Genomic DNA, 26,139 nt, shown 5'->3' on the forward strand with positions numbered 1-26,139 from the left:
GTTTCCTTGATCAGTCGGCGCGGGGCGGACTGTTCTGCTCGCCGAGGGTCTTGTCGTCGCTGATGGCAATGTGGGCGCCGTTGTCCAGTTTGATCTGGCCGGCCGTCACCACCTGTTCGCCGCTCTGCACGCCCTTGTTGATCATCACCTGGCCATCGCGGCGTTCGCCGGTCTCGACGAACCGACGCTCGGCGATCAGCACCGATTGGCCCTTGTCGTCTTTCTCGACGGTGCCGTCTTCGGCTTTCTTCTGGGTGACCACGTACGTCGAGTTGCCGTAGAGGGTGTAGGTGATCGCGCTTTCCGGGACCACGATGTGTTTCTGCGGATCCGGCAGCAGCACCTCGATGCTGGTGAACATGCCCGGCAGCAACTTGCCATCGGGGTTGGCCAGGGTGGCGCGCACGAGGATGTTACGGGTGGTGCTTTCGACGATCGGGTTGATGGCGCTGATGGCGCCGGTGAAATGCTGGCCGGGATACGCCGCGACCGTGATCTGTACCGGTTGACCGATAGCCAGTTTCGGCACCGATTGTTCGGGCACGTAGAAGTCGGCGTAGAGACTGCTCAAATCCTGCAGGGTGGCGATCTTGGTGCCGCTGGCGAGGTAGTCGCCGATGTCGACGAGGCGGATGCCGATGGTGCCGCTGAAGGGCGCGACGATGCGTTTTTTCGCCAGCGCCGCATTGAGCTGATTGACCGTGGCCTTGTTCTTTTGCAACTGGGCCGAGAGCCGGTCGAATTCGCCTTTGGAGATGGCGCTGCTGCCGACGAGCTGGCTGCCGCGACCGTAATCCAGCTGCGCGAGGCCGAGATCGGCCTTGGCGGTTTCGAGGAAGGCGGCTTCGACGGCGCTGTCCAGTTGCAGCAAGGGCTGGCCGGCCTTGACCTTCTGCCCCGATTCGAACTTCAGCTCGGTGACGGTGCCGGCGTTCTCCAGACTCAGGTCGACGCCTTGCAGCGCCTTCAGCGTGCCGACGGTGGGCAGACGCATCTGCCACGGGCGCTCGACGGCGGTGGCCACGGCGACGCTGATCGGCGGCTTCGGTTTGGAAAAGCCCTGGATCATCGTATAGATCGAGAAGGCCTTGTAACCGGCGAGAAGCAGAACGATCAGCAGTACAACACCCAACATGATCAGCATGCGGCGACGCAGCATATTTCCAGTTCCTTGGAGAAAATCAGGCGAGACAGGCGGGCACATTACCCCGAGTCCGGCAGGGATTCCAACTGCCAGTTTTTACCGGGTGTAAGGGAAGAAGGTGGAGAAAAGCGGGGCCGCCGACCGAACGGTCGGCGGCGAATTTCAGGCCATCAGATGAAGATGGTTGTCCCAGAGCCCTGCGGGCAAATCCAGCGGTTTGGCCAGCAGATCGTCCTGACGGCAATCGTAGTAGCGGCAACGTCCCTGACCGGAGGTCACGACAAACCCGTCCTTCACCGCACCGACGCCGGCGCAGTCGGGCAACGGGGCGTCGAGGCGCACTTCGCCGCTGTCCAGATCCCAGATGAAGAAGCGGTTGCCGCGCGGTGCGGTCAATGCCACCAGACGCAGGTCGCTGTGCACGGCGACGCTGGCGGTGTAATGACCCATCGACTGCAACTGATGGTCCGGCACCGGGAACGCCACGAATGGCTGACCGGGACGTTTGATCGCCAGCAGCTCCGAACGCTCGTGGGAAGGCCCCATGAATTGCTGGCCGGCAACGATGGTACCGTCGCTGGCAATCCCCAGGTGGCGCACGCTGTTCATCTGCTGGGCGAGGGTTTCCTTGCTCAGCAGAGTACCGTCGCGTTGCATCAGCACCAGGCTCGGCTCCATGGCGTCGAGGTTCATGTCGACCCGGCTTTCGGCCTCGGTGCGGATCCCGCCGTTGGCCACCACCAGGGTTTCACCGTCGGGCATCCACGACACCTGATGCGGGCCGAGACCGTGGGTGGAAAGCTCGCCGCTGTGCACCAGCCGTTCGCCTTCGAATTTGTACACTCCGAGCAGGCCACGGCCCGGATCGGTGGTGTCGTTTTCGGTGGCGTACAGGTAATCGCCGCTGTGATGGATCACTGCGTGGCCATAGAAATGCCGGTTCGGCTGCGACGTCACGGTTTGCAGCAATGCACCGCTGCGCAGGTCGATCAGGTAGCTCTCGGTGCCCGGCCGGCGAGCGACGAACAGCGCGATCGGCAGCGTCGGGTGATTGATGATGTCGTGGCAGCGCTGGCCGACTTCCGTGGCGAACACCTGGGTGCCGTCCAGCCGATAGCCGACGGCGTAATGCTTGCCGTCGGTGTCGTCCCGCGCCGACAGCAGCAGCGGGCTTTGGTCCTTGCGTTTGAACAGCGTCCAGCCGCCCAGCGTCACTGCTCCCAGCAGCAAACTACCTAAAGTCAGAGCCTGGCGTCGCAGCATGGCACGTGCCCTCATCAGTCACCGTCGTTGGCGTTGAAGCCCAGTTGGATGCCCAGCGCCTTGGCCAGCTCGCCTTCGTGCAGGCGGTGGACGACGTTGAGGCTGTCGTAGATGTCGTTGAGCTGCTGGCGACCGGCGTCATCGTTAAGCATTTCGGTCAGCGAGCGCTGGGTACTGCCGAACAGTTTGAGCGACGCCGCGTAGGCTGCATCGATCTTGTCCGCCAGCGGCTTTTGCTCAGCCGGCAGCAGGCCGCGCAGGCCTTTGTTGTCGACGCCTTCCCAGACGGTTTTGGCCGCTGCGAGGCTGGCTTCCAGCGCCTCCATGGACGACTGGCTGCGCCATGCGTCAGCCTGGAACGGCTGAGGCACGCCCTTGCTCTGGCGACCCATCGGCGTGCCAAGTTTTTTCTTCAGGGTGTCGAGAGCGGTGACCTGTACCCGCAGCAGATCGGCGATCGCTTCGTGGGAGTCGGCGTAGCGCTGGTTGGGGAACTTGCTCATCTGCGCGAGCATGCCGTCGGTGTTGTTCCAGCTGCTGAGGATCTCTTCGGCCAGTTGTTTCTGACGCTCGCCGATGGCCACCAGCAGTGGGCAGTATTTGGCTTTCTGCGCGTCGTTGGCGACGTCAGGTTTGGCGTCGAACAGGATGTACTCGTAAGCGGACAGGCCTTGAACCACGACGCTGGACTTGGCCAGTGCGGCGGCGTCGATCTGCGGCTGCGCGGTAACCAATTGCTCGACCTGACGGCCGACCAGGTTTTTCTTGTCCGGCCAGAACTGCACCTGCCAGGAACGGTTGCCCTCGGCCAGCGGGCCGATCAGCAGCGGTTGCAGCTCGGCCCAGGCTTTCTGCGCGTGCAGGAAGTCGGCGCGGGCGGTGTCCAGCGACTCTTTGCCCTGGCAGTAGGCGAGGGCACTGACGGCCAGTTGCTTGTCGGCTTCGACCCAGCGGGTGTAGGTCGGCAGGATCACCGATTTGGCGATGGCCGCCGAGGTGACGGCTTGCGGATCCTGCGGCGAGCACGCGCCGAGGGCCAGTGCGGCAAGGCTGGTGAACAACAGCTTGGGACGGAACATGTCGGGCTCCCGATTCGTTCAAGTGTTTAAAGTGAGTTCAAGAACGCCAGCAGCGCGGCACGCTGCTCGGCGTTGAAAGACAAAACCTGTTGCTGCGCCGCTTTCGCTTCGCCGCCGTGCCAGAGCACGGCTTCGAGCAGGTTGCGGGCGCGGCCGTCATGCAGAAACTGGGTGTGGCCGCTGACCGTTTGCGTCAGGCCGATGCCCCACAGCGGCGGGGTGCGCCAGTCGCGGCCGGAGGCCTGGAATTCGGTACGGTTGTCCGCCAGGCCTTCGCCCATGTCATGGAGCAGCAGATCGCTGTACGGACGAATCACTTGATGGGCCAGTTCAGGTTCGGCTGCGTTGGCGGCGGTGGTGTATTTCGGCGTGTGACAGGACTGGCAACCCGCCTGGAAAAACAGATTCTTGCCGGCCAGCACTTGCGCATCGTTGACGCCACGGCGGGCGGGAACGGCGAGGTTGCGGCTGTAGAACAGCACCAGGCGCAGGATGTTGTCGCTGACTTCAGGTTCGCCGTCCGGGCCGTTGCCGTTCGGCGCCTGTTTGCAGGCGGTTTGCGCGTCAGTGCAGTCATCAAACGGTCTCAGGCTGGTCGTGAGGCCCATATCACCAGAAAACGCGTGAACATTTTGTTGATTGAGGTTCGGTTGGCCGGCTTTCCAGCCAAATCGGCCCATGACGGTCTTTTGCTGCTCATCGTCCCAGACCCGGTTTGGCCGGCCGTTGATGCCGTTGTTCTCTTTGGCCTGTGCGGCGGCGTTGGCGAGGATCGCTTCTTCCGGGATCGCTTCGAGCAGGCCGAGACCGATCATCTGCGGCGCAACGCGGGCCGAGAAACGTGTGTCCGGGTGCATCGGGCCGTAGCCGAGCTGGGTGATCTGCAGGACCGGTTTACGCAGCTCGACCTCGGTGCCGTCCTTGAAGCGGACCGGCACTGGCGTGTAATCGACCCGCACCTTGCCTTCCGGCGCGACACCGGGGACGGCCATGTCCTGGAACTGGCCACCGTAGACCGGCTCGGGCACCACGCCCACTTGCTCGATGACCTTGGCATAGGCCGGTGCATCGGGAATCGACAGGCGCACCAGCATCGACACCGCATTGGCCGCATCCGGCGTCGGCGGATGGCCGCGGCCGTCCTTGATGTGGCAGTTCTGGCAGGCGTTGGTGTTGAACAGCGGGCCGAGGCCATCGCGGGCGGTGGTAGTCGACGGTGCGATAACCCACGGGCTGCGAAAGAAGCTGTTGCCGACGCTGAAGTCCACCCGGCGCGATGGCGGCAGATTGGCCGACGGCAGGGAAAACGCGTTCTGATCGCTCTTGCGCACGGTCGCCGCACCGCCGGAACGGGCCTCACCCGGCTCGGCCTTGGTGAAACGCGGGGCGTCATCGCAGGCACTCAGGCCCAGGGCCAGAAACAGTGCGGACAAGCGAAGAGGCAGCGAGGGCATCAGACTTCCTGCAAGAGGGGCGAATTTAAAGGCGCAAAGTCTAACAGGGCGAGGGGGATTGAATAAGAGGAATTATCGTTTGCTTGATGCAGGGCAGGAGGTTCACAAAACTTTGATCGTTCCCACGCTCTGCGTGGGAATGCCTCAACGGACGCTCTGCGTTCGGCTTTTGATTTGGGACGCAGAGCGTCCCGGGCTGCGTTCCCACGCAGAGCGTGGGAACGATCAGCGAAAAAAGGCGACCCGAAGGTCGCCTTTTTTAACGCGGACGCTGTGATCAGAACTCGTGATCGGCGTTGTCCGGGTTCAGGTCGCTGATGCCGAGCTTGCCGGCAGCGGCTTCGATCGAACCGGTCTGCTTGACCAGCGAAGCGATGGCGTCGCGGACGATCTGGTTGCCGGCGGTGTTGCCGGCCGCGATCAACTGGTCGTAGTGCTCACCCTTGTTGGCGTGATCGACCATGACCTGAATCCTGGCTTCGGTGGCGGCCAGATCGGCTTTCAGCGCGGTGTCGGCAGCCGGGTCGACCTTGGCCACCAGCGACGACAGGCTGGCGCCGGTCAGTTTGGTGCCGTCGACGCGGGTGTACTCGCCCAGGTAAACGTTGCGAATGCCCTTGGCATCGTAGAAGTGCGAGTTGTGGGTGTTGTCGCTGAAGCAATCCTGTTCGTCTTCCGGGGAGTTCGCTTCCAGGGACACCTTCATGCGCTCGCCAGCCAGTTCGCCCAAGGACAGGCTGCCCATGCCGAACAGCATTTTGCGCAGGCCGCTTTCAGCCGGTTCGGCTTCCAGGGTGGCGCGGTAGTTATCGGCCACGTTCGGCTTCCAGTTGGCGACCATTTCTTCCAGGTCGCTGACCAGCAGCTGGGTCACGGCTTTCAGGTAGGCACGACGACGGTCGTTGTGACCGCCGGTGGCGTCTTTGCCTTCCAGGTAGTCCGACGGTGGACGGTTGCCGGCGCCAGGGCCGGTGCCGTTCAGGTCCTGGCCCCAGAGCAGGAATTCGATGGCGTGGTAGCCGGTGGCAACGTTGGCTTCAGAACCGCCCAGCTCGTTCAGGCTGGCGAGTTTTTCCGGGGTAATGTCCTTGACGTCGACCTTGTCTTCGCCGACCTGTACTTCGGTGTTGGCGATGATGTTGGCGGTGGCGCCCGGGTTGCCCAGTGCATGCTCGTAGGATTTGTCGACGTAGTCGATCAGGCCTTCGTCCAGAGGCCAGGCGTTCACCTGACCTTCCCAGTCGTCGATGATGGTGTTGCCGAAGCGGAACACTTCGCTCTGCAGGTAAGGAACGCGGGCGGCGACCCAGGCAGCCTTGGCGGCTTTCAGGGTGTCGGCGTTCGGCTTGGCGAGGAATGCGTCGATGGCGGTTTGCAGGGTTTTCGCGGTGGATTCGGCATCGCTGTAAACGGCGAAGACCATGTCGGCATAGTGCGAGACAACGGCTTTGCCGGCGGCCTCGTCGACTTTACCGGCAGCAGCAGGCGCAGCCGGTGCAGCGGTGCTGGCAGCCGGAGTCGGCGCAGGAGCGGCGGCCTTTTCTTTGTCTTTACCTTCGCCGCAACCGGCGAGGGAAATAGCGATGGCCAGCAGACTGGCGGTAGCCAGAGGCATACGAATCATGGCGAACATCCTGCTTCGGTGATTGAGTGGACAGGCGCGGGGGGGCGCAAAACTGCGACATAATGCAAATCTTTCGCATTATGTGTAAAGGGTTGTAGCTGGAAATATTTCTTATTTGCGCGGGGTCTGCGCTGGATCAACAGCGAGGTTGATGCCCGGCAGAACCCGGGTTGCGTCGGGCCTGGCAGGCACGTTTCAAAGGATGGCCGCGTTGCTGCGCTGGGCCTGCTTGAGATAAATGCCCAACTCGCGCGCCGGCAGCGGTTTGCTGTAGTGGTAGCCCTGACCTTCGTGGCAGCCTTCGGAAATGATGTAGGTTTCCTGTTCGGCGGTTTCCACGCCCTCGGCGATCACCTGCATGCCCAGGCTCTTGCCCAGTTGGATGATGGCGCGAACGATGGTCGCATCATCGTCGTCATCCAGCAGGTCCTGAACGAAGCTCTTGTCAATCTTGATCTTGTCCAGCGGCAGACTCTTGAGATAACTCAGCGAAGAATAGCCGGTGCCGAAGTCGTCGATAGCGATCAGTGCGCCGGAGCGGCGCAGGCTCAGCAGGTGCTGCGCGGCGGTGCTGATGTCTTCCATCAGGCCGGTTTCGGTGACTTCCAGCTCCAGGCTGCGTGGCGGCAGGCGGTACATCTGCAGCAGGTTGTTGACCACCCGTGGCAGCTCGGCGTGGTGCAGTTGCACGGTGGACAGGTTGACTGCCATGCGCAGGTCGACGAAGCCCTGATCGTGCCAGTCGCGCAGTTGCTTGCAGGCCTGATCCAGCACCCATTCGCCGATGGCGATGATGGTGCCGTTCTGCTCGGCCAGCGGGATGAACAGGTCCGGCGGCACCAGACCGTGTTCCGGATGTTGCCAGCGGATCAATGCCTCGACCCCGACCACGCGATGATCGCGGTAGCTGATCTGCGGCTGATAGACGAGGTAGAACTGGTCGCGTAACAGCGCGTCGCGCAGGTCTTTTTCCAGCTCGCGACGGCGGCGCATCTCGCTGTCGACGCTGGCGATATAGAACTGATAGCGATTGCGCGAGCGGGTCTTGGCCAGGGTCATGGTCTGCTCGGCTTTCTGCAGCAGCTTCTCGGTGCTGTCGCCGTCTTCCGGGAACAGGGTGATGCCGATGGTCGCGCGCAGGCGGATTTCCTGATGATCGAGGGCGAACGGCGCTTCCAGGTCATCGAGGATGCTTTGCGCCAGCTCCGCCGCTTCGTAAGGCTGTTCGATATCGGCCTGCACCAGCGCGAACTGGTCGCCACCGAGACGGGCGAGGGCGCCGAGGCGACCGCTGTGGGCGCGAAGCCGGTCGGCGAGGGCCAGCAGCAACTGGTCACCGGTCTGGTAGCTGAATTGTTCGTTGATGCCTTTGAAATCGTCCAGACCTACGCAAAGGACGGCGACCCGCCGTTGCAGCTTGCCGGCATCCACCAGAATCTTGTCCAGCTGCTGCTGCAATTGCTGGCGATTCGGCAGGCCGGTGAGGAAATCGTACTGGGCCATGCGCAGCAGGCTGTTTTCCGCTTCATGGCGCAGGTGGGTATTGCGTTCGATGGATTCGAGTAGCTGGTTGGCGGTGTTGATCCAGATCCCCAGTTCGTTTTTTTCGTGACCCTTGAGCTGCGGAATCTTGTGTTCGCTGGGGCGGTCCGGGTTGATCTCGGTGAGGTGTTCGATGATCCGCGACAGCGGTTTGGTCAGCAGCCAGTGATAGACCAGATACAGCACCAGGCCCATGGCCAGGGCGCGCAACACACCGGAAATGAAGATGATCACCGAACTGACAATGAAACCCTGACCGTAGGTGGCCGTGTCGAGGGTGATGCTCAGGTCGCCGTAATATTCGCTGTACGGCCCGCGCCCCACCAGTTGGGTGGTGAACGTGCGTTCCTGGCCGAGGATCAGGTCGGTCAGCCAGCGGCTGTTGGATTGCTGCAGCTCACGCGACTTTTGCGCGAGCATCGCTTCGTTGGGGTGGCCGATGGAGGCCTGACGCACGGCGTCGTCCTGGAACAGGCCTTCGATCACCTGCATGCCCATCTCCCGGTCCAGGCTGTAGACCGCCTGGGTGGAGGGATCGCGGAACATGTCGAGGATGCGTTCGGCGTCGCCGGCGACGGCCTGACGCGTTTTATAGGCATCGAACACGATCTGCGCGCAGCTCAAGACCACGCCGACGATCAATGCCGACAGGAGCACGACCCGGAGCAACTTCACCGACAAGCTGTTCTTGAGTTCCAGCTTCAAAGGGTTATTCCTTGTTCCGTGCGGGTAGCGTCAAGTTGCCATGAGTATTGGCAATCCCGTGTTGGCAGTCAAAGGGACAATCGAGCCGCGGAAAATTTGTCCGTGGCCTTGGCCGATATGCTGCTGTTTGGAGTATTTGCCCTGGTTGTACTGTGTCGGTAGTTTCGGTCTCCAACTTGAGGGACGTCGGACAATTTTTCCTCTTTTGATGTTAGTTCGCCGTGGCTTGGGAGCAAGGCGAGAAGGGCTGCTTCATGTGTGGGAAAAAGCCTTGTTTGTGATGCAACGCACTCACGATTATTCCCGCAGGTATAAAAAAACCCGGCAAAGCCGGGTTTTTGTCTGGCGTGCAGCTTAAGCGGTGAAGGTCTTGCCTTCGAACTGCTCGGCCACGAACTTCCAGTTGACCAGGTTCCAGAACGCCTCGACGTATTTTGGACGCAGGTTACGGTAGTCGATGTAGTAAGCGTGTTCCCAGACGTCGCAGGTCAGCAGCGGGGTGTCGCCGCTGGTCAGCGGGTTGCCGGCGCCGATGGTGCTGGCCAGGGCCAGGGAACCGTCAGCCTTTTTCACCAGCCAGCCCCAGCCGGAACCGAAGGTGCCGATTGAGGTTTTGCTGAACTCTTCCTTGAACTTGTCGAACGAACCGAAAGCCGCGTTGATGGCTTCAGCCAGTGCGCCGGTTGGTTGACCGCCGGCGTTTGGCGCCAGGCAGTTCCAGTAGAAGGTGTGGTTCCAGACCTGAGCGGCGTTGTTGAAGATGCCGCCCGAGGAAGTCTTGACGATTTCTTCCAGGGTCTTGCCTTCGAACTCGGTGCCTGGCACCAGGTTGTTCAGGTTCACGACGTAGGTGTTGTGGTGCTTGTCGTGGTGGAATTCCAGGGTTTCCTTGGAAATGTGCGGCTGCAGGGCATCGTGTGCGTAAGGCAGCGGCGGCAATTCGAAAGCCATGATGATTCTCCTAATCAGGTCTGTTGCGGTGAGCGCAAGGCCGATCACGGGCGGCCAGAAATGCACCGGCGAGTTTTTACTCTTTGCGGCGCAGGGTTCGGATCATAGCACCGGGGGTGCGGCTTAACCACGCAACAACTGTGTGGGATAGAGGTTCCAGAGCTGTTTGGAATAAATCATGAAGCCAATATCAATTGCCCCGCCACCGTGAACATCATCATCGCCACCAACAGATCGAGAATCCGCCACGTACTCGGCCGTGCCAGCCACGGGGCGAGCCATGCCGCACCGAACGCCAGGGTGAAGAACCACAGCAGCGAAGCACTTGCTGCGCCCACGACATAGGCGCCGGGCACCGACTGTTGTGCGCCGAGAGAACCGATCAGCAGAACGGTGTCGAGATAGACGTGCGGGTTGAGCAAGGTCACCGCCAGTGCGCTGAGCATCACCGCCCGCAGCGAACGTACGGTCTGGTTTTCACCCTGTTGCAGGCTCTGTTTCGAAAACACCCTGCGCAACGCCTGGCTGCCGTACCAGATCAGAAACACCGCGCCGCCCCAGCGGGCGACCGCCAGCAACGTCGGGTTCTGCGCCAGCACCGTGGCCAGACCGAACACACCGGCCGCCACCAGCAACGCATCACAGGCGACGCACAGCGCGGCGACCGGCAGGTGATGTTCACGCCGCAGGCTCTGCGCCAGGACAAAGGCATTCTGTGTACCGATCGCCATGATCAGCCCGAACGCCACCAGCAAACCGTTGGTATAGCTTTGCCACATGACGATTACTCCGCGTTGGCTGCGAGATCGCGCAGCACTTGCATGGCACGTTCGGCGTCGGCCTGACCGACGAACAAATGGTCGTGGTAGTAGCCGGCAATCACGTTGCAGTTGATCCCGGCCTTGCCCAGTGCGGTGGCGAAGGCGGCGGTCAGGCCGACGGCTTCCAGTGCCGAATGCACGTTCAGCGTGATCCACGCCGCGACATAGTCGAAGCTGAACCCGGCGCGCTCGGCGTGGGAGCGTTCGAGAATCACCGTCAGGCCTTCCTGTTCACGGAAACTGCCTACGACTTCCAGGCCGCTCGGCAACTCGCCGTCGGACAAGGTGCAGAACACGAATTCGCCGGCATTGAGCTGCGGGCTCATGCTCCGCAGCAGGGTGGTCAACGAGGTTTCGCCAGCCATGGGGGTGATCCTTGATAAAGAGTGCTTGCTGGCTATTCTCCCGGTTGACGCTGTATAAGAAAAACCAATAGTGCTGATCGCTCATTAGGAAAACTGATGTTTGACTACAAATTGCTTTCCGCTCTGGCCGCCGTGGTCGAGCAGGCCGGATTCGAACGGGCGGCGCAGGTGCTGGGCCTTTCGCAATCGGCGATTTCCCAGCGGATCAAACTGCTGGAAGCGCGGGTCGGCCAGCCGGTTTTGGTGCGTGGCACACCGCCGTCGCCGACCGAGATCGGTCGGCGCCTGCTCAACCATGTGCAGCAGGTACGTCTGCTTGAGCGAGATTTGCAGACGCTGGTGCCGGCGCTGGACGAAGAAGGCCTGCCGGAGCGTCTGCGCATCGCGCTGAATGCCGACAGCCTCGCCACCTGGTGGGCCGAGGCGGTGGGCGACTTCTGCGCCGAACAACATCTATTGCTCGATCTGATCGTCGAAGACCAGACCGTCGGCCTCAAACGCATGCGCGCCGGTGAAGTGGCCGGTTGCCTGTGCGCCAGTGAGCGTCCGGTTGCAGGCGCGCGCAGTGTGTTGCTCGGAGCGATGCGCTATCGGGCGCTGGCCAGCCCGGCGTTCATCAAGCGGCATTTTCCCGACGGCGTGCGGGCCGAACAATTGCCGCGCACCCCCGCATTGGTCTTCGGCCCGGACGATTTTCTCCAGCATCGATACCTCGCGTCCCTCGGCGTCGATGGCGGTTTCGAACATCACCTTTGCCCGTCGTCCGAAGGTTTTATTCGCCTGACCGAAGCCGGGCTCGGCTGGGGGCTGGTGCCGGAATTGCAAGTGCGCGAGCAACTGGAGCGCGGCGTGCTGCGCGAACTGTTGCCAGATAAACCGATCGACGTGCCCTTGTACTGGCATCATTGGCGCAATGGCGGTCAGTTGCTCGGGCTGTTGACCGAGCAATTGGTGCGCTCGTCGGCGCAATGGCTGGTGGCCTGAAAGCAGTTGTGAGCGTCAAGCTGCAAGCGGCAAGTAAAGCGCTTGCGTACTGTTTTTACCTTGCAGCTCGAAGCTCGAAGCTTGCAGCTGGTTTTGTTGGAGCTCTACATGAAAATTCTGGTCACCGGCGCAAGCGGCTTCATCGGCGGACGCTTTGCGCGTTTCGCCCTGGAGCAGGGCCTGGACGTGCGGGTCAACGGTCGCCGGGCCGAGGGTGTCGAGCATCTGGTGCGTCGCGGTGCCGAGTTCGTTCAAGGCGATCTGAGCGATCCGGATCTGGTGCGGGAATTGTGCAATGACGTCGAAGCCGTGGTGCATTGCGCCGGCGCGGTCGGCCTTTGGGGCCGCTATCAGGACTTCCATCAGGGCAACGTGCAAGTCACCGAAAACGTGGTCGAAGCCTGCCTGAAGCAGAGGGTTCGGCGGCTGGTGCATCTGTCGTCGCCCTCGATCTACTTTGACGGTCGCGACCATCTCGGCCTGACCGAAGAGCAAGTGCCCAAGCGCTTCAAGCATCACTACGCCGCGACCAAATACCTGGCCGAGCAAAAGGTCTTCGGCGCCCAGGAATTCGGCCTCGAAACCCTCGCCCTGCGACCGCGTTTCGTCACCGGCGCCGGTGACATGAGCATCTTCCCGCGCTTGCTGAACATGCAGCGCAAGGGCCGTCTGGCAATCATCGGCAATGGTCTGAACAAGGTCGACTTCACCAGCGTGCACAACCTCAACGAAGCGTTGCTCAGCAGCCTGCTGGCCGACGCTTCCGCGCTGGGCAAGGCCTACAACATCAGCAACGGCGCCCCGGTGCCGCTGTGGGATGTGGTCAATTACGTGATGCGCAAGATGGAAGTCCCGCAGGTCACCAAGTACCGTTCCTACGGTCTGGCCTACAGCGTGGCGGCGCTCAACGAAGGCGTGTGCAAGCTCTGGCCCGGGCGTCCCGAGCCGACCCTGTCGCGCCTGGGCATGCAGGTGATGAACAAAAATTTCACCCTCGACATCAGTCGCGCCCGGCATTATCTGGACTACGATCCGAAAGTCAGTCTGTGGACGGCCCTCGATGAGTTCTGTGGCTGGTGGAAGGCTCAGGACATTCGTTGATACGAATCTGCCGGCCGGCACTGAACCGCGCTACGGCTTGAGGGTCAACCCCAGCGGCCGCGGGGTTTATACTTCGCGCCAATCTGCCATCACCGCGTTTCACAAAGGTTGCCTCAATGTCCATGCGTAACGATGCCCACGACGATTTCGACGATGTACCGAGCCTGCGCGCCGATACCCTCGATGACGACGATTTTCCGGTCACCGCCCGCACCACCGTGCATTCGCGCACGCCGCCGGTGGTCAAGGTCAAGGCCGCCAGCACCGGGCCGTTATGGGCACTGGTTGGCGCGCTGTTCTTCGCATTCATTGGTCTGGCCTGGTGGAGCTTCCAGCAGATTTCGCTGATGGAGCAGCAACTGGTGGCGACCCAGGAAAGTTTCGCGCGCATCAGTGAGGAAGCGGCGGGGCGTCTGCAGGACATTTCCGGCAAGGTCGTGGCCAGCCAGACCAACGTCACCACCGACAGCGAAGCCCTGAAGCTGCAGATCAAACAGCTGCAAAGCGCGCTTCAGGATCAGAGCAAACAGCAGCAGGGCGTGGCCGGGCAGGCGACGGACCTGGACAAGCGCCTGGCGCAGATGACCGCCCAGACCACCGAACAGCAGAACGCCAACACCCAGTTGCAGGCACAGGTCAAAGCCCTGAGCGCCGAACTGGCCACGCTGAAAAGCACCCCGGCCGACACCAGCAAGGTCGACGCCCAGCTCAAGAACTTCGATGCCCAGGTGAAGGGGTTCGATGCGCAGTTCAGGAGCCTCGGTGCCGACATCACGGCCTTGAAAAAACAAGGCAATCCGAGCGCCGCCATCGACCGTCTGGAGCAGGAAATCGTCATCCTCAAGAGCGAGCAGGACAACCGTCCGGCTGCTGCGCAGGGTGGCACCAACACTGCCGAGTTCGACGCGTTCCGCGCGCAGATGACCCGCAACATCAACACCCTGCAAGCGCAGATCCAGAACCTGCAACAGCAACTCAACGCGCGTCCGTAAGCCTCTTGTGTGGCGAGGGCGCGCGCCCTCGCCACAGCAACATTCAGAAGCTTTCTGAATATCCATACATGCCTTCAGGCCGTCTACGCTCTTGAAACACCAACAAGAACGAGGGATGCGTCATGGGGTTTGTGCACAAGCTGGCCTGGCTCGGCGCGGTGCTGCTGTTGAGTTTCGGTCAGGCCAATGCGGCCACCACGGAAAAAGACGACAGCAAGGCCGCCATCGCCTTGCTGGAAAAGGCTCTGGCCTATTACCACGACAACGGCGACAAGGCGTTTGCGGCGTTCAGCCGTCAGGGCGAATTCGTCGACAAGGATCGCTATGTGTTCGTGGTCGATACCAGGGGCGTGATGCTCGCCAGCGGTGGGCCGTCATCGGCGTTGATCGGGCGCGACGTCAGCGAAGTGCTCGGGCCGGACTTGCAGAAGTCCTTCAAGGACGCCTTGAAAGTGCCGGAAGGCAACGGCATCCAGCAGGCCGAATACCGCTGGCAGAACTGGTCCGACGGCAAGGTCGAGCGCAAGCACGTTTACTATCAACGCGTCGGTCAGCGGATTCTGGCGGTGGGTTATTACCTGCCGCGCGCGTCGGCGGAACAGGCAAAAGCGTTGCTCGACAAGGCTGCTACCGATTTGACCAAGGATGAGAAGGGCACGCTGTCCGCGATCAACTCGCTCAAGGGCGGTTACCTGCAGGACGACCTGTATGTGTTCGTGGTCAATCTCGACAACCACCGCTACGTCGCCCACGGCACCAATCTGCGGTTGATCAACACCGATTTCGCCAAGGTCGACGATCCCGAAGGCAAACCGGTGGGCGAACCGATTCTGGCGCTGATCGGCAAACAGGATGAGGGCGAGTACGAGTACCGCTGGAAAAACCCGGTGACCGGCAAGGTCGAGAACAAACATGCCTACCTGAAGAAGGTCGGGAACATGCTGGTGGCGGTCGGTTATTACAGTGCTTGATTGCTGAAAGCTCCCACGCGGCGCGTGGGAGCGATCGGCATCAATCAGCGGGCGCCGTGCTCACGGCCCCGCAGCAACCGGTTCGGCATCGCAATCGCCGCCGCCAGCCCGAGCAGCGAGACCGCCGCGCTGACCATCAGCAAATGCCGGAACGTCACCAGCAATTCGGCACGCAAGGCGTTCTGCGCATCGCCGGGCGCCGCGTTCAGGCCATCGAGCAGCACGTTGCCGGAATGCCCTTCGCTCATCAGCGAGCTGCCGGCCAGGTGGGCGAAACTGGAGTCCTGCAACAACGCCAGCAACAGCGCCGACATCAACGCCACGCCTACCGCACCGCCCAGGGAGCGGAACAGGTTGGTGGTGCTGGTGGCGACGCCAATGTCCTTTTGCTCCACCGAATTCTGCGTACCGACCAGCGAGGTCGGGAACTGCATGCCGCCGGCGATCCCGCTGAGCAACATGAACAGGCTGCTGAGCAGCGTCGCATCCGGCGGGCTGAAGGCCATGCCGAGGATCGAGATCGGCATCAGCAGCGCGCCGGTCAGAATCTGCGGTTTGTAGCGCCCGGTAATCGAGGTGCGACGTCCGGCGAAATACGCGCCGATCGGCAAACCCATCGCCAGCGGCAGCAAGTGCAATGCCGCGCTGTCGGCCCCCGCGCCGGTCACGCTCTGAAAGCGCAGCGGCATCAGCACAATCAACGAAATCGCCTGGAAGCTGCAAAAGAAAATCGTGCACCAGCACAGCAGAGCGCTGCGGTTGGTGAACAGGTGCATCGGCAGCAACGGCTCCCGGGCGCGCCGCTCATGCCAGACGAACACCGCCAAAACCGCCACCGCGCAAGCGAACAGCCCGAGCACTTCGCTGCTGCGCCACGCGTAACCCTGGCCGACCTGAGTGATCGCCAACAACAGCGCCGTCAGACCGATGATCATCAACAGTGTGCCGAGATAATCGATGACCGGTTTGCGCTGGGGAATCGGCAGGCCGATCAGGTTGCGTCGCGCCACCCAGTACGCGCCGAGGCCCAGCGGCAGGTTGATCAGGAACACCCAGCGCCACGACAGGTACTCGGTCATGTAGCCGCCGAGCACCGGGCCGGCAACGCTGGCCACCGCGTACATGCTGGAGAAATAGCCCTGATAACGCCCGCGTTCGCGGGGCGGCACGATGTCGCCGATGATCGCCTGACTCACCGAAATCATCCCGCCAGCGCCGATGCCCTGGAAAATCCGCGCCAGCACCAGTTGCTCCATGCTCTGGGCCATGCCGCAGAACAGCGAGGCGAGGGTGAACAGGCCCATGCCGAACAGCATCAGTTTGCGCCGCCCGTACAGATCGCCGAGCTTGCCGTAGATCGGCACCGCCACGGTCATCGCCACCATGTAGCCGGAAATCACCCAGGCCAGCAGGCTGACGTCCTTGAACTGTGCGGAAATGGCCGGCATGGAAACGGCGACGATGGTCTGGTCGAGCGCGCCGAGAAAGATCGCCATCATCAGCGCGACCAGTACGCTGCGAATGGCCGGTTTGGGCGTTTCGGGATGGTTGAGATTGGTCACGGGCAAAACCTGCGGGCAGTGAGGGTCCCGCAGATCGCCAGGCGAGCGGGGATGCTCGCCAGTGTAAGTCGGTAGGAAGCTATTCGATAGCCTCATAAGGAAGCCCGACGTAATTTTCTGCAATGGTTTTTTGACCGGCCTCCGAGCTGACAAAGTAGTCCAGTTCCGAAGCACAGATCCGCTGGCTGAAATCATCGTGCTCGTCGAAGCGGTGCAGCATCGAAGTCATCCACCAGGAAAACCGCTCGGCTTTCCACACCCGGCGCAGGCAGATCTGCGAGTATTTCTCCAGCAAGTCAGTGCGACCTTCGCGGTAAACCTTCAGCAAAATCCTGAACAGCGTGCTGACATCGCTGGCCGCCAGATTCAGCCCCTTGGCGCCGGTCGGCGGAACGATGTGCGCCGCGTCCCCAACGAGAAACATCCTCCCGTATTGCATCGGCTCGACCACAAAGCTGCGCAGCGGCGCGATGCTCTTTTCAATCGACGGGCCGGTCACCAGCTTCTGCGCCAGATCCTCCGGCAGACGCTTGCGCAGTTCATCCCAGAAACGCTGATCCGACCAGTCGTCGACGTTTTCCTCGGCCGGCACTTGCAGGTAATAACGGGTGCGGGTCGCCGAGCGCATGCTGCACAGGGCGAAGCCGCGCTCGTGGCGGGCGTAGACCAGTTCATCGTGAATCGGTGGCGTGTCGGCGAGAATCCCCAGCCAGCCAAACGGATAAACCCGTTCGAAGACTTTCAGGCAATCCTCGGGAATCGACTGCCGGGCCACGCCGTGGAAACCGTCGCAACCGGCGATGTAATCGCAATCGACGCGCCAGGTTTCGCCGTCCTTTTCGAAGGTGACATAAGCTTCGTCGCTTTTCATGTCACAGGGAACGACATGGCTGGCTTCGTAAATTGTCTGCCCACCGGTCTCCCGACGAGCGGCCATCAGGTCGCGAGTGACCTCGGTCTGGCCATAGACCATCACGGTTTTTCCACCGGTCAGGGCTTGCAGGTCGATGTGGATCCGGCGCCCGTCGAGGGCCAGTTCGAAACCACCGTGCACCAGCCCTTCGGCGTCCATCCGCTGACCCACGCCAGCCTCGCGCAACAGCTCTACCATGCCTTGTTCAAGCACGCCGGCGCGGATTCGGCCGAGCACGTAGTCAGGTGTCTGGCGCTCCAGAATCAGGGTGTCGATGCCGGCGTTGTGCAGCAGTTGGCCGAGCAATAATCCGGACGGACCGGCGCCGATGATGGCGACTTGGGTTTTCAGCGTTTTCATTGTTTTTATGACTCGCAAGCTTCACGCGACAACGGCCGGTGAATGAGTTTCAGGATTCGAGTGCTTGCATTTTTCCCTTGCGGGTCTGTCAATTGAAGGTGAAAACTGAGCCGATACCTGTACATTCTGCCAATCGGTGCGATTATCGCCCGCAAACCTCGAGGCCTGGATTGAAGTGATGAACAAGCCTGACCTGCCTTCGATTCCGGTGTTCAAGCTCTACGGTGAAAGCCTGGACTGGCCGACCCCTGACTTGCTGCACTGTGAAACCATTTCCAAACGCAGCCGCGAACACCAATGGGAAATCAAACCCCACCGCCACGCCGATTTGTGCCAGTTGCTCTTCGTATTCAAAGGTCAGGCAGAGCTTGAAATCGAAGGCCAACGCACGCAACTGAACGAAGCCGCGATCCAGATCCTGCCGCCGTTATCGGTGCATGGATTCCGTTTTTCCGAGGACGTCGAAGGATTCGTCGTCACCCTCGCCACACCGTTGATCAACCATTTGCAGGCGCAACTGGGCAGTTCGGTGCAGGCCCTGGCCCAGGCCGAAAGCTATCCGGCGGGCAAGGACGCGGAGTACCTCAACAGTCTGTTTGCCGCGTTGCAGGCCGAGTACAACGGCCATCAACCGGCGCGGGAAATGCTCATGCATTCGCTGGTCAGCGTGATCATGGTCTGGGTCAGCCGCCAGGCGATCCACCGTCACAACGCCACGCAACGCCCGCAGCGTCAGCGCGAATACCTCAACGGGTTCATTCAGCTGGTGGAAGAAACCTACCGCCAGCACGTCAAGGTCGAAGACCTGGCCCATCGGCTGGGGATTTCCGTCTCGCACCTCAACGGCACCTGCCGCGAACTGGCTGGGCAACCTGCGTTGCAGATCATGCATGAACGTCAGCTACTGGAAGCCAAGCGCCTGCTGACTTATACCAGCATGACCATTTACGAGATGTCCGAGGTGTTGGGGTTTTCCGATCCGACCAACTTCACGCGCCTGTTCCGGCGCCGGGTGGGGATCTCGCCAAAGGCGTTCCGCGACCGCTTGAAGGCCGAGCAGAACGACGACGCCTGAACCTGGTATCAGCGCAGGGCGTTGAGGGTGGCGTTGTGAGGGATGCAGCGCTCGAAGTTGCAGCTCGCGTACTCACGGGGCAGTTGTCGCAACTGCTCCACGCGCCATGCCGCGGTGCCGTACAGCGCCAGCGTGGCCGCACAGGTGATGAAAATCGCGAAGTATCTTCTTGTTCTGGTGTTCATGGCGTTGACCTCTGAACGAATACCCTTGGGTACTACTTTCAGCATAGGCCACGGCAGAGCAGCTGCAAGCTTTGAGCTTTGAGCTTCAAGAATGAAGCAGACTCTCCGCTTGCAGCTTGCAGCTTGCAGCTTGCAGCTTGCAGCTTGCAGCTTTATAGCTGATCCCATTGCGGGTTTTCGGGAAAACGCTGCACCAGAAAGTCCAGCATGCAGCGCAACGCTGCCGGCATGTGCTTGCGTGAGGCATAGACGGCGTAGATGTTCATCTGCCGGGGCTCGGCGTGGGGCAGCAGGCGAACCAGTTCGCCGCTGTGCACATGCACCCCGGCCTGATAGGTCGGCAGCATCGCCACGCCAGCGCCGGCCAGGGTCGCGCGCAGCAGGGTGCTGGCCTCGTTGGCGCTGATGTTGCCCTGCACCGGCACCGAAACCGGTTCGCCATCTTCCTCGAAATGCCACAGGCTCTTGCCGAAATAGGAATGGGTCAGGCAGTTGTGCCGGCTCAGATCTTCAACCCGCTGCGGCTGCGGATGTTCCCGCAGATAGGCGGGTGCGGCGCAGACCACCGAACGGCAGACCGTCAGGCGCCGGGCGATCAGGTTGGGGTCGAGGTCGTTGCTGGTGCGGATCGCCAGGTCGATGCGTTCGTCCACCAGGTTCACCGTGCGATCGAGCATTTGCAGGTCGATGCTCACCCCCGGATACGCTTTGACGAACGCCGCCATGGCATCGGCCAGTTGCGCCTGACCGAACGAGGTGCTGACGCTGATCCGCAGCAAACCCCGTGGCGCATCGGCGGGTTCGCTGACGGCGGCCTGCATGTCACCGGACAGCTCCAGCATCTGCCGGCAGCGCGGCAGGATTTCGTTGCCGGCGGCGGTCAGGCTCAACTTGCGGGTGGTGCGGTGCATCAGGCGCGCGCCGACCCAGTTTTCCAGTTCCGCCAGATAGCGCGACACCACCGGCCGCGACAGGTCCAGGTGATCGGCCGCTGCCGACTGACTGCCCAGATCCACTACCGTGACGAATACCCGCATTGCTTGGAGACGATCCATGATTTGCCCGCTTTCAGAAACAAACTATGTTCAAGCATCGCATTTTTTGTAACGAGTCTGGCAACTAAGCTCTGTCCCCATCGCCAAGCACGGCATTCGAACAGCGGAGCAACCCATGATCGGCTTCACCACCCTCAAGCGCGTTTTACTGGCCACCGCCACCCTCGGCTTTGCTGCCCACGCAGCGGCCGCGAATCTGACCCTCGATGTCTACAACCCGGGCACCCACGCGATCTTCCCGGTGACTTCGGTACTGGTCAGCGGCGAGAAGGACGCGATTCTGGTGGACGCGCAGTTCGGCAAATCCCAGGCCGAGCAAGTGGTGGAAAAGATCCGCGCCAGCGGCAAGCAACTGACCACCATCTACATCAGCCACGGTGACCCGGATTACTACTTCGGTCTCGACACCCTGACCAAGGCATTCCCGGATGCCAAAGTGCTGGCCTCGCAACCGACCGTTGATCACATCAAAAAGACCGTCGACGGCAAACTCGCCTTCTGGGGTCCGAAAATGGGCGCCGACGTGCCGGCCAAAACCATCGTGCCTGGCGTACTCAAGGGCGACAGCCTGATGCTCGAAGGGCAGAAATTGCAGGTGGTCGGCCTGGACGGCAAACAACCGGATCGCAGCTTCGTGTGGATCCCTTCGTTGAAAGCGGTGGTCGGCGGTGTGGTCGTCGCCGAGAACATCCACGTGTGGATGGCCGACACCCAGACCGCGCAATCCCATGCCGACTGGCTGCAAACCCTGCACTCGATCGAAACCCTGAAACCGAAAACCGTGGTGCCGGGTCACTACCTGGGTGACAGCGCCCGTTCGCTGGCAGCGGTGAAATTCACCGCCGACTACATCAAGGCGTTCGACGCAGAAACTGCCAAGGCCAAAGACTCTGCCGCGCTGATCTCCGCGATGAAAAAACGCTACCCGTCACTGGGCGAAGAAAGCTCGCTGGAGCTGAGCGCCAAAGTCGCCAAGGGCGAAATGCAGTGGTAACCCGATTCTGAAAAACGCAGCACTCTCAAGCCAACTGGAGAATGTCATGAGCAAGATCGCAATCATTGGTGCCACCGGCCGTGCCGGCAGCCAATTGCTGGAAGAAGCCCTGCGTCGCGGCCACAGCGTCACCGCCATCGCTCGGGATACCTCGAAGATCGGTGCCCGCGCCGGTGTGGTCAGCAAGAATGTCGACGTGCTGAATGCAGCCGCGTTGCAGGACGCCGTCGCCGGTCACGATGTGGTCATCAGCGCCGCGCATTTCGCCACGGTGCCGGCCAGCGCGCTGATCGGTCCGGTGAAACAGGCTGGGGTGAAACGTCTGCTGGTGGTCGGCGGTGCCGGCTCGCTGTTGCTGCCGGACGGCACCCGCGTGATCGACAGCGCCGGTTTCCCGGCCGAGTACAAGGCTGAGGCCAGCGCCGGTGCGGCGTTCCTTGAGGCCTTGCGTCAGGAAAAGGAACTGGACTGGACGTTCCTGTCGCCGTCGGCGCTGTTCTTCGAAGGCGAGCGCACCGGTAAATTCCGCGTGGGCAAGGATGACTTGCTGGTGAGTGCTGACGGTCAGAGCTCGATCACCTTTGCCGATTACGCGATTGCGCTGATCGACGAAGTGGAAACGCCGAAGCACTCGCGTCAGCGGTTTACGGTCGGTTACTGACCGTATGATCGTTCCCACGTCGAGGCGTCGAACCGTCCGCGTGGGAATGCCTCACTGGACGCTCCGCGTCCGCTTCGGCATGGGACGCGGAGCGTCCCGGGCTGCATTCCCACGCGGAGCGTGGGAACGATCAAAGAAGGGGTGCGTGGAAACGATCATCAAGTGAGGGCGGGCTCAGCGGGTATGAGCCTGTTCCACCAACCACCCCATCAATTCCTGCAACTTCGCCGAAGGCTCCGACGCCGGCGCGACGATGTAATAGCCCAATCCCGTCTTCACCTTCAGATCGAACGGCATCACCAGTCGCCCGGCGTTCAAGTCGTCGCCGATCAGTGACCAGTCGCCGATCGCCACCCCTGTCCCGTGGGACGCCATCGACATCGCCTGATCGAGCGTTTCGAAATGCTGACCGCTGGCGATATTGCTCAAGTGCAGTTCGGCGGCTTCAAGCCAGAGTGTCCAGTCGTCATCGGTGTGAGTCGGGTGCAGCAGCAGATGCTGTTGCAGATCTGCCGGTGTGTGCAGGGCCGGCCCGCCGTTGAGCAGCGTCGGTGAGCAGACTGGCGTCAGTTGTTCATCGAACAGATGCAGGGTCGCAGGAGAGTCGTGTGGCGCGGTGCCGTAGATCACCGCCGCGTCGAACTGCTCGCGATGAAAATCCACCCCGTGTTGCAGCGACGCCGTGAGTTTCACCGGCACGTCCGGACGCTCGCGCTGCCATTGCAGCAGGCGCGGCAACAGCCAGCGCATCACGCAGCTCGGCGCCTTGAGCTGCAGGGTCTCGCGTTTGGCGCCGATCTGCTCCACCGAATCGCCGATCAGGCTGAACACCTGCTGCACCCGTGGCAGCCATTCGCGACCTTCGGCCGTCAGCTCCAGGCCCCGGGCCAGGCGAATGAACAGCTCATAACCCAGATGTTCCTCCAGCCCGGCGATCTGCCGGCTCACCGCACCCTGGGTGATGTGCAACTGCTCGGCGGCCCGGGTGAAGTTGCAGCACTGCGCGGTAATCAGAAACGTGTGCAGGGCGGGCAGGGGAGGCAGTCGTTTCATGTGGATCCAAGGTATGACGTGAGGACATGGCTAGTATGAGCTTTTATCGATTGTTGCGGCTACGGGTCGCCCGTTTCAATGAGGCCAATCACCGGTTCCTTTAAAGCCCGGTGCCTCAACGAACAAGAAGGGCAAAGACATGGCGACGTGTGGCGAAGTACTGGTCAAGTTACTCGAAGATTATGGGGTCGAGCAGGTGTTCGGCATTCCCGGGGTGCATACCGTGGAGCTGTATCGCGGGCTGGCCCGTTCGAGCATCAACCACGTCACCCCGCGCCACGAGCAGGGCGCCGGCTTCATGGCCGACGGCTACGCCCGCACCAGTGGCAAACCGGGTGTGTGCTTCATCATCACAGGTCCAGGCATGACCAACATCACCACCGCCATGGGCCAGGCTTACGCTGATTCGATCCCGATGCTGGTGATTTCCAGCGTGCAGTCACGCAGCCAACTGGGCGGCGGACGCGGCAAGCTGCACGAACTGCCGAACCAGAGCGCACTGGTCGGCGGCGTGGCGGCGTTCTCCCACACGCTGATGTCGGCGTCCGAATTGCCGGGCGTATTGGCCCGTGCTTTCGCGCTGTTCCAGGCCGGGCGTCCGCGTCCGGTGCACATCGAAATTCCGCTGGATGTGCTGGTCGAAGAAGCCGACGAACTGCTGACCAGCGTGCCGGTCAACATCGACCGCGCCGGTGCTGCGCCGGCCGCCGTGAGCCGCATGACTGAACTGCTGGCCGGCGCCCAGCGTCCGCTGATTCTCGCCGGCGGCGGCGCCATCGACGCAGCTGCCGAGCTCACCGAACTGGCCGAGCTGCTCGATGCACCGGTGGCCCTTACCATCAACGCCAAAGGTATGTTGCCGTCCAGCCATCCGCTGTTGATCGGTTCGACCCAGAGCCTGGTGGCGACCCGCGCCCTGGTGGCCGATGCCGACGTGGTCCTGGCGATCGGCACCGAACTGGCGGAAACCGACTACGACGTCACCTTCGCCGGCGGCTTCGAAATCCCCGGCAAGCTGCTGCGCGTCGACATCGATCCGGACCAGGCCGTGCGCAATTACCCGCCGCACGTGGCGCTGGTGGCCGACTCGCGCAACGCGGCGCAAGCGCTGCTCAGTGCGCTGTCGCACAAACCGCTGGCCGAGCGCCGCAACGACTGGGGTCAGGTACGCGCCGCGCGTCTGCGTGAAGACCTGGCCGCAACCTGGGACGCGCCGACTTTGGCCCAGACCCGTTTCCTCGAAACCGTGCTGCACGAATTGCCGAACGCGGTGTTCGTCGGCGACTCCACGCAACCGGTGTACACCGGCAACCTGACCTTCAACCCGGAGCGTCCGCGCCGCTGGTTCAACTCGTCCACCGGTTACGGCACCCTCGGTTACGCCTTGCCGGCGGCGATTGGCGCATGGCTCGGCGGCTCTCTGGAACATGGCGCGCGTCCGCCGGTGGTGTGCCTGATCGGCGATGGCGGTCTGCAATTCACCCTGCCGGAACTGGCCAGCGCCGTGGAAGCGCGCACCCCGGTGATCATCCTGCTGTGGAATAACCAGGGTTACGAAGAGATCAAGAAATACATGGTCAACCGCGCCATCGAGCCGGTGGGCGTCGACATTTACACCCCGGACTTCATCGGGGTAGCCAAAGCCCTGGGTTGCGCGGCGCAATCGATCAGCTCCGCCGAACACCTGCGCGGTGCACTGCGCGCCGCCACCGATCGTCAGGGCCCGACCCTGATCGAAATCGACCAGACCCAATGGATGAAGGCGGTGGCCCAATGATGAATTTCCCGACCACACTCGACGGCCTGTACATCAACGGCCAATGGTCCGCCGGGCGCGAACACCTGCGCGTGATCAACCCGGCCACCGAAGCACTGCTGACCACGGTCAACGGCGGTGACGAAAGCGCTGTCAATCAAGCGGTAACGGCGGCGACCGAAGCCTTCAAGGGCTGGTCGAAAACCACCGGTGCCGAGCGCGGCGCGATCCTGCGCAACATCGCCAATGGCGTGCGCAACGGTCGCGAACATCTGATGAAGTTGCAGTCGAGCAACAACGGCAAACCGCAGTTCGAAGCGGGCATCGATGTCGATGACGTGATCGCCACCTTCGAATACTACGCCGAACTCGCCGAAGGCCTCGATGCGAAACAGGACAGCAACGTGCCGCTGCCCAGCGACGACTTCAGCGCACGTCTGCGCCGCGAGCCGTGCGGTGTGGTCGGGCTGATCGTGCCGTGGAATTTCCCGATGGTCACCACCGCGTGGAAACTCGCCCCGGCCCTGGCCGCCGGTTGCTGCGTGGTGCTCAAACCGTCTGAAGTCACGCCGCTGCCGGAGCTGGAGCTGGCGACCATCATCGCCGAATCCGGTTTGCCCAAAGGCGTGTTCAACCTGGTGTGCGGCACCGGTCTGGCAGTCGGCGCGCCGCTGTCGGCGGACCCGCGCATCGCCAAGGTTTCCTTCACCGGCAGCAACGCCGTGGGTGTGCAAGTGATGCAGCGCGCCGCTGAAACCGTGAAGGGTGTGAGCCTGGAACTGGGCGGCAAGTCCTCGCTGCTGATTCTGGAAGATGCCGACCTGGATCTGGCGGTGGAGCTGGCTTGCGGTGGCGGCTTCTTCAATGCCGGGCAGATGTGCTCGGCCACCAGCCGGGTGCTGGTCGCCGATGAACTGGCCGATGAGTTCCTGATTCGTCTGAAGGCCCGCGCGGAAAAAATCCGTGTCGCCGATCCGTTCGATCCTGACGTCGAGATGGGCGCACTGGTCAATCAGGCGCAGTACCAGCGTGTGCTCGGTCATATTGACCGTGGCCTCAGCGCCGGGGCCAAGCTGATCTGTGGCGGCAATCGTCCCGCCGATCTGCCGCGCGGCTATTTCTTGCAGCCGACGATCTTCACCGAAGTGCCCCTCGACAGTGCGCTGTGGTGCGAAGAGATTTTCGGCCCGGTGATCTGCGTGCGCAGTTTCGCTTCGGAAGCAGAAGCGATTGCCCTGGCCAACGACAGCCAGTTCGGTCTGGTCGCCAGCGTGGTTACCCGTAATGCCGAGACCGCGGATCGGGTCGCCAACGCCTTGCAGGCGGGGCTGGTGTGGCTCAACGCGCCGCAGGTGATCTTCCCGCAGACGGCGTGGGGTGGCTACAAACAGAGCAGCATCGGCCGCGAGTTGGGGCCGTGGGGCCTGGCGGCATTTCAGGAAATCAAGCACGTGATCCGCGCGCTCTGAATGCCCGAAAAAGGTCAGCGCATGCTTCGCAACGAGGCATGCGCCGGCGTCATGGCTCCA

23 protein-coding genes are annotated in these 26,139 nt (G+C 62.1%); 9 read left to right on the forward strand and 14 right to left on the reverse strand.

Annotation, left to right across the window (positions count from 1 at the left end; all coding sequences use genetic code 11):
• Positions 1–10: 10 nt before the first annotated feature.
• The 9 genes from BMZ46_RS01315 to BMZ46_RS01360 form a co-directional block, all read right to left on the reverse strand.
• The gene (locus BMZ46_RS01315) at positions 11–1,159 is read right to left on the reverse strand and encodes an efflux RND transporter periplasmic adaptor subunit (RefSeq protein ID WP_074688447.1); all 1,149 of its coding nucleotides are present in this window, start codon (positions 1,157–1,159) and stop codon (positions 11–13) included.
• 147 nt (positions 1,160–1,306) lie between these two features.
• Positions 1,307–2,407 carry a DUF1513 domain-containing protein gene (locus tag BMZ46_RS01320; protein ID WP_039765884.1) on the reverse strand — a complete coding sequence of 367 codons (1,101 nt, stop codon included), beginning with the start codon at positions 2,405–2,407 and terminating at the stop codon, positions 1,307–1,309.
• Between the two features lie 14 nt (positions 2,408–2,421).
• Positions 2,422–3,486, reverse strand: coding sequence for an imelysin family protein (locus BMZ46_RS01325; protein WP_074688445.1), 1,065 nt, complete (start codon positions 3,484–3,486; stop codon positions 2,422–2,424).
• Between the two features lie 26 nt (positions 3,487–3,512).
• Positions 3,513–4,940, reverse strand: a complete 1,428-nt coding sequence (locus tag BMZ46_RS01330; RefSeq protein WP_074688443.1) for a di-heme oxidoreductase family protein — start codon at positions 4,938–4,940, stop codon at positions 3,513–3,515.
• 277 nt (positions 4,941–5,217) lie between these two features.
• Positions 5,218–6,564: an imelysin family protein gene (locus BMZ46_RS01340; protein ID WP_074688440.1), complete on the reverse strand. Its 1,347-nt coding sequence runs from the start codon at positions 6,562–6,564 to the stop codon at positions 5,218–5,220.
• A 195-nt stretch (positions 6,565–6,759) separates the two neighbouring features.
• Positions 6,760–8,811, reverse strand: a complete 2,052-nt coding sequence (locus tag BMZ46_RS01345; RefSeq protein ID WP_039765890.1) for a putative bifunctional diguanylate cyclase/phosphodiesterase — start codon at positions 8,809–8,811, stop codon at positions 6,760–6,762.
• 354 nt (positions 8,812–9,165) lie between these two features.
• A complete protein-coding gene (locus BMZ46_RS01350; protein ID WP_003227660.1) occupies positions 9,166–9,762 on the reverse strand; it encodes a superoxide dismutase in 597 nt (198 codons plus the stop codon).
• A 176-nt stretch (positions 9,763–9,938) separates the two neighbouring features.
• On the reverse strand, positions 9,939–10,541 hold the full coding sequence (locus BMZ46_RS01355; RefSeq protein WP_074688438.1) for a LysE/ArgO family amino acid transporter: 603 nt from the start codon (positions 10,539–10,541) through the stop codon (positions 9,939–9,941).
• A 5-nt stretch (positions 10,542–10,546) separates the two neighbouring features.
• Positions 10,547–10,948, reverse strand: coding sequence for an ACT domain-containing protein (locus BMZ46_RS01360; protein ID WP_074688436.1), 402 nt, complete (start codon positions 10,946–10,948; stop codon positions 10,547–10,549).
• 96 nt (positions 10,949–11,044) lie between these two features.
• Between BMZ46_RS01360 and BMZ46_RS01365 the strand changes: the two genes are divergently transcribed.
• The 4 genes from BMZ46_RS01365 to BMZ46_RS01380 all read left to right on the forward strand — a co-directional run bounded on the left by BMZ46_RS01365 (position 11,045) and on the right by BMZ46_RS01380 (position 14,996).
• Positions 11,045–11,932, forward strand: coding sequence for a LysR family transcriptional regulator ArgP (locus BMZ46_RS01365; protein WP_074688434.1), 888 nt, complete (start codon positions 11,045–11,047; stop codon positions 11,930–11,932).
• 108 nt (positions 11,933–12,040) lie between these two features.
• Entirely contained in the window at positions 12,041–13,033 is a 993-nt protein-coding gene (locus BMZ46_RS01370; RefSeq protein ID WP_039765898.1) for an NAD-dependent epimerase/dehydratase family protein, read from the forward strand.
• A gap of 116 nt (positions 13,034–13,149) precedes the next feature.
• Positions 13,150–14,025: an ATPase gene (locus tag BMZ46_RS01375; RefSeq protein ID WP_074688431.1), complete on the forward strand. Its 876-nt coding sequence runs from the start codon at positions 13,150–13,152 to the stop codon at positions 14,023–14,025.
• A 122-nt stretch (positions 14,026–14,147) separates the two neighbouring features.
• Positions 14,148–14,996, forward strand: a complete 849-nt coding sequence (locus tag BMZ46_RS01380) for a cache domain-containing protein (RefSeq protein ID WP_074688429.1) — start codon at positions 14,148–14,150, stop codon at positions 14,994–14,996.
• A gap of 44 nt (positions 14,997–15,040) precedes the next feature.
• Here the strand turns inward: BMZ46_RS01380 and BMZ46_RS01385 are convergent, their stop codons facing one another.
• On the reverse strand, positions 15,041–16,558 hold the full coding sequence (locus BMZ46_RS01385) for an MDR family MFS transporter (RefSeq protein WP_074688427.1): 1,518 nt from the start codon (positions 16,556–16,558) through the stop codon (positions 15,041–15,043).
• Between the two features lie 79 nt (positions 16,559–16,637).
• Complete coding sequence (pobA, locus tag BMZ46_RS01390) at positions 16,638–17,822, reverse strand: 4-hydroxybenzoate 3-monooxygenase (RefSeq protein WP_371855244.1); 1,185 nt, start codon at positions 17,820–17,822, stop codon at positions 16,638–16,640.
• Between the two features lie 187 nt (positions 17,823–18,009).
• Between pobA and BMZ46_RS01395 the strand changes: the two genes are divergently transcribed.
• Complete coding sequence (locus BMZ46_RS01395) at positions 18,010–18,906, forward strand: helix-turn-helix domain-containing protein (protein WP_039765907.1); 897 nt, start codon at positions 18,010–18,012, stop codon at positions 18,904–18,906.
• 8 nt (positions 18,907–18,914) lie between these two features.
• Here the strand turns inward: BMZ46_RS01395 and BMZ46_RS29285 are convergent, their stop codons facing one another.
• Both BMZ46_RS29285 and BMZ46_RS01405 read right to left on the reverse strand, forming a co-directional pair.
• Positions 18,915–19,091 carry a hypothetical protein gene (locus BMZ46_RS29285; RefSeq protein WP_166225760.1) on the reverse strand — a complete coding sequence of 59 codons (177 nt, stop codon included), beginning with the start codon at positions 19,089–19,091 and terminating at the stop codon, positions 18,915–18,917.
• Between the two features lie 152 nt (positions 19,092–19,243).
• Complete coding sequence (locus tag BMZ46_RS01405; RefSeq protein ID WP_217634493.1) at positions 19,244–20,146, reverse strand: LysR family transcriptional regulator; 903 nt, start codon at positions 20,144–20,146, stop codon at positions 19,244–19,246.
• A gap of 115 nt (positions 20,147–20,261) precedes the next feature.
• Between BMZ46_RS01405 and BMZ46_RS01410 the strand changes: the two genes are divergently transcribed.
• Positions 20,262–21,140 carry an MBL fold metallo-hydrolase gene (locus tag BMZ46_RS01410; RefSeq protein ID WP_039765911.1) on the forward strand — a complete coding sequence of 293 codons (879 nt, stop codon included), beginning with the start codon at positions 20,262–20,264 and terminating at the stop codon, positions 21,138–21,140.
• A gap of 46 nt (positions 21,141–21,186) precedes the next feature.
• A complete protein-coding gene (locus tag BMZ46_RS01415; protein ID WP_074688419.1) occupies positions 21,187–21,801 on the forward strand; it encodes an NAD(P)-dependent oxidoreductase in 615 nt (204 codons plus the stop codon).
• A gap of 174 nt (positions 21,802–21,975) precedes the next feature.
• Here the strand turns inward: BMZ46_RS01415 and BMZ46_RS01420 are convergent, their stop codons facing one another.
• Positions 21,976–22,854: a LysR substrate-binding domain-containing protein gene (locus BMZ46_RS01420; protein WP_074688417.1), complete on the reverse strand. Its 879-nt coding sequence runs from the start codon at positions 22,852–22,854 to the stop codon at positions 21,976–21,978.
• Positions 22,855–22,993: 139 nt separating this feature from the next.
• Between BMZ46_RS01420 and BMZ46_RS01425 the strand changes: the two genes are divergently transcribed.
• Both BMZ46_RS01425 and BMZ46_RS01430 read left to right on the forward strand, forming a co-directional pair.
• Complete coding sequence (locus BMZ46_RS01425; RefSeq protein WP_074688416.1) at positions 22,994–24,631, forward strand: 5-guanidino-2-oxopentanoate decarboxylase; 1,638 nt, start codon at positions 22,994–22,996, stop codon at positions 24,629–24,631.
• Positions 24,631–26,079 (forward strand): aldehyde dehydrogenase family protein, encoded by a 1,449-nt coding sequence (locus BMZ46_RS01430; protein ID WP_074688530.1) that lies wholly within the window; start codon positions 24,631–24,633, stop codon positions 26,077–26,079. The genes BMZ46_RS01425 and BMZ46_RS01430 overlap by 1 nt, the downstream gene beginning before the upstream one ends.
• The last annotated feature ends 60 nt before the right edge of the window (positions 26,080–26,139 follow it).

This window comes from Pseudomonas sp. NFIX49 (genome assembly GCF_900115915.1).
In the GTDB taxonomy this organism is placed as follows: domain Bacteria; phylum Pseudomonadota; class Gammaproteobacteria; order Pseudomonadales; family Pseudomonadaceae; genus Aquipseudomonas; species Aquipseudomonas pharyngis.

Excerpts from the sequence above, each read along its gene's own strand:
- BMZ46_RS01380 (WP_074688429.1), top strand. The coding sequence starts at position 14,148 with ATGGGGTTTGTGCACAAGCTGGCCTGGCTCGGCGCGGTGCTGCTGTTG.
- BMZ46_RS01425 (WP_074688416.1), top strand. The coding sequence starts at position 22,994 with ATGGCGACGTGTGGCGAAGTACTGGTCAAGTTACTCGAAGATTATGGG.
- BMZ46_RS01360 (WP_074688436.1), bottom strand. The coding sequence starts at position 10,948 with ATGGCTGGCGAAACCTCGTTGACCACCCTGCTGCGGAGCATGAGCCCG.
- BMZ46_RS01375 (WP_074688431.1), top strand. The coding sequence starts at position 13,150 with ATGTCCATGCGTAACGATGCCCACGACGATTTCGACGATGTACCGAGC.
- BMZ46_RS01370 (WP_039765898.1), top strand. The coding sequence starts at position 12,041 with ATGAAAATTCTGGTCACCGGCGCAAGCGGCTTCATCGGCGGACGCTTT.
- BMZ46_RS01405 (WP_217634493.1), bottom strand. The coding sequence starts at position 20,146 with ATGGATCGTCTCCAAGCAATGCGGGTATTCGTCACGGTAGTGGATCTG.
- BMZ46_RS01315 (WP_074688447.1), bottom strand. The coding sequence starts at position 1,159 with ATGCTGCGTCGCCGCATGCTGATCATGTTGGGTGTTGTACTGCTGATC.
- BMZ46_RS01365 (WP_074688434.1), top strand. The coding sequence starts at position 11,045 with ATGTTTGACTACAAATTGCTTTCCGCTCTGGCCGCCGTGGTCGAGCAG.
- BMZ46_RS01320 (WP_039765884.1), bottom strand. The coding sequence starts at position 2,407 with ATGCTGCGACGCCAGGCTCTGACTTTAGGTAGTTTGCTGCTGGGAGCA.
- BMZ46_RS01330 (WP_074688443.1), bottom strand. The coding sequence starts at position 4,940 with ATGCCCTCGCTGCCTCTTCGCTTGTCCGCACTGTTTCTGGCCCTGGGC.
- BMZ46_RS01350 (WP_003227660.1), bottom strand. The coding sequence starts at position 9,762 with ATGGCTTTCGAATTGCCGCCGCTGCCTTACGCACACGATGCCCTGCAG.
- BMZ46_RS01415 (WP_074688419.1), top strand. The coding sequence starts at position 21,187 with ATGAGCAAGATCGCAATCATTGGTGCCACCGGCCGTGCCGGCAGCCAA.
- BMZ46_RS29285 (WP_166225760.1), bottom strand. The coding sequence starts at position 19,091 with ATGAACACCAGAACAAGAAGATACTTCGCGATTTTCATCACCTGTGCG.
- BMZ46_RS01340 (WP_074688440.1), bottom strand. The coding sequence starts at position 6,564 with ATGATTCGTATGCCTCTGGCTACCGCCAGTCTGCTGGCCATCGCTATT.
- BMZ46_RS01395 (WP_039765907.1), top strand. The coding sequence starts at position 18,010 with ATGAACAAGCCTGACCTGCCTTCGATTCCGGTGTTCAAGCTCTACGGT.
- BMZ46_RS01430 (WP_074688530.1), top strand. The coding sequence starts at position 24,631 with ATGAATTTCCCGACCACACTCGACGGCCTGTACATCAACGGCCAATGG.
- BMZ46_RS01325 (WP_074688445.1), bottom strand. The coding sequence starts at position 3,486 with ATGTTCCGTCCCAAGCTGTTGTTCACCAGCCTTGCCGCACTGGCCCTC.
- BMZ46_RS01410 (WP_039765911.1), top strand. The coding sequence starts at position 20,262 with ATGATCGGCTTCACCACCCTCAAGCGCGTTTTACTGGCCACCGCCACC.
- BMZ46_RS01420 (WP_074688417.1), bottom strand. The coding sequence starts at position 22,854 with ATGAAACGACTGCCTCCCCTGCCCGCCCTGCACACGTTTCTGATTACC.
- BMZ46_RS01355 (WP_074688438.1), bottom strand. The coding sequence starts at position 10,541 with ATGTGGCAAAGCTATACCAACGGTTTGCTGGTGGCGTTCGGGCTGATC.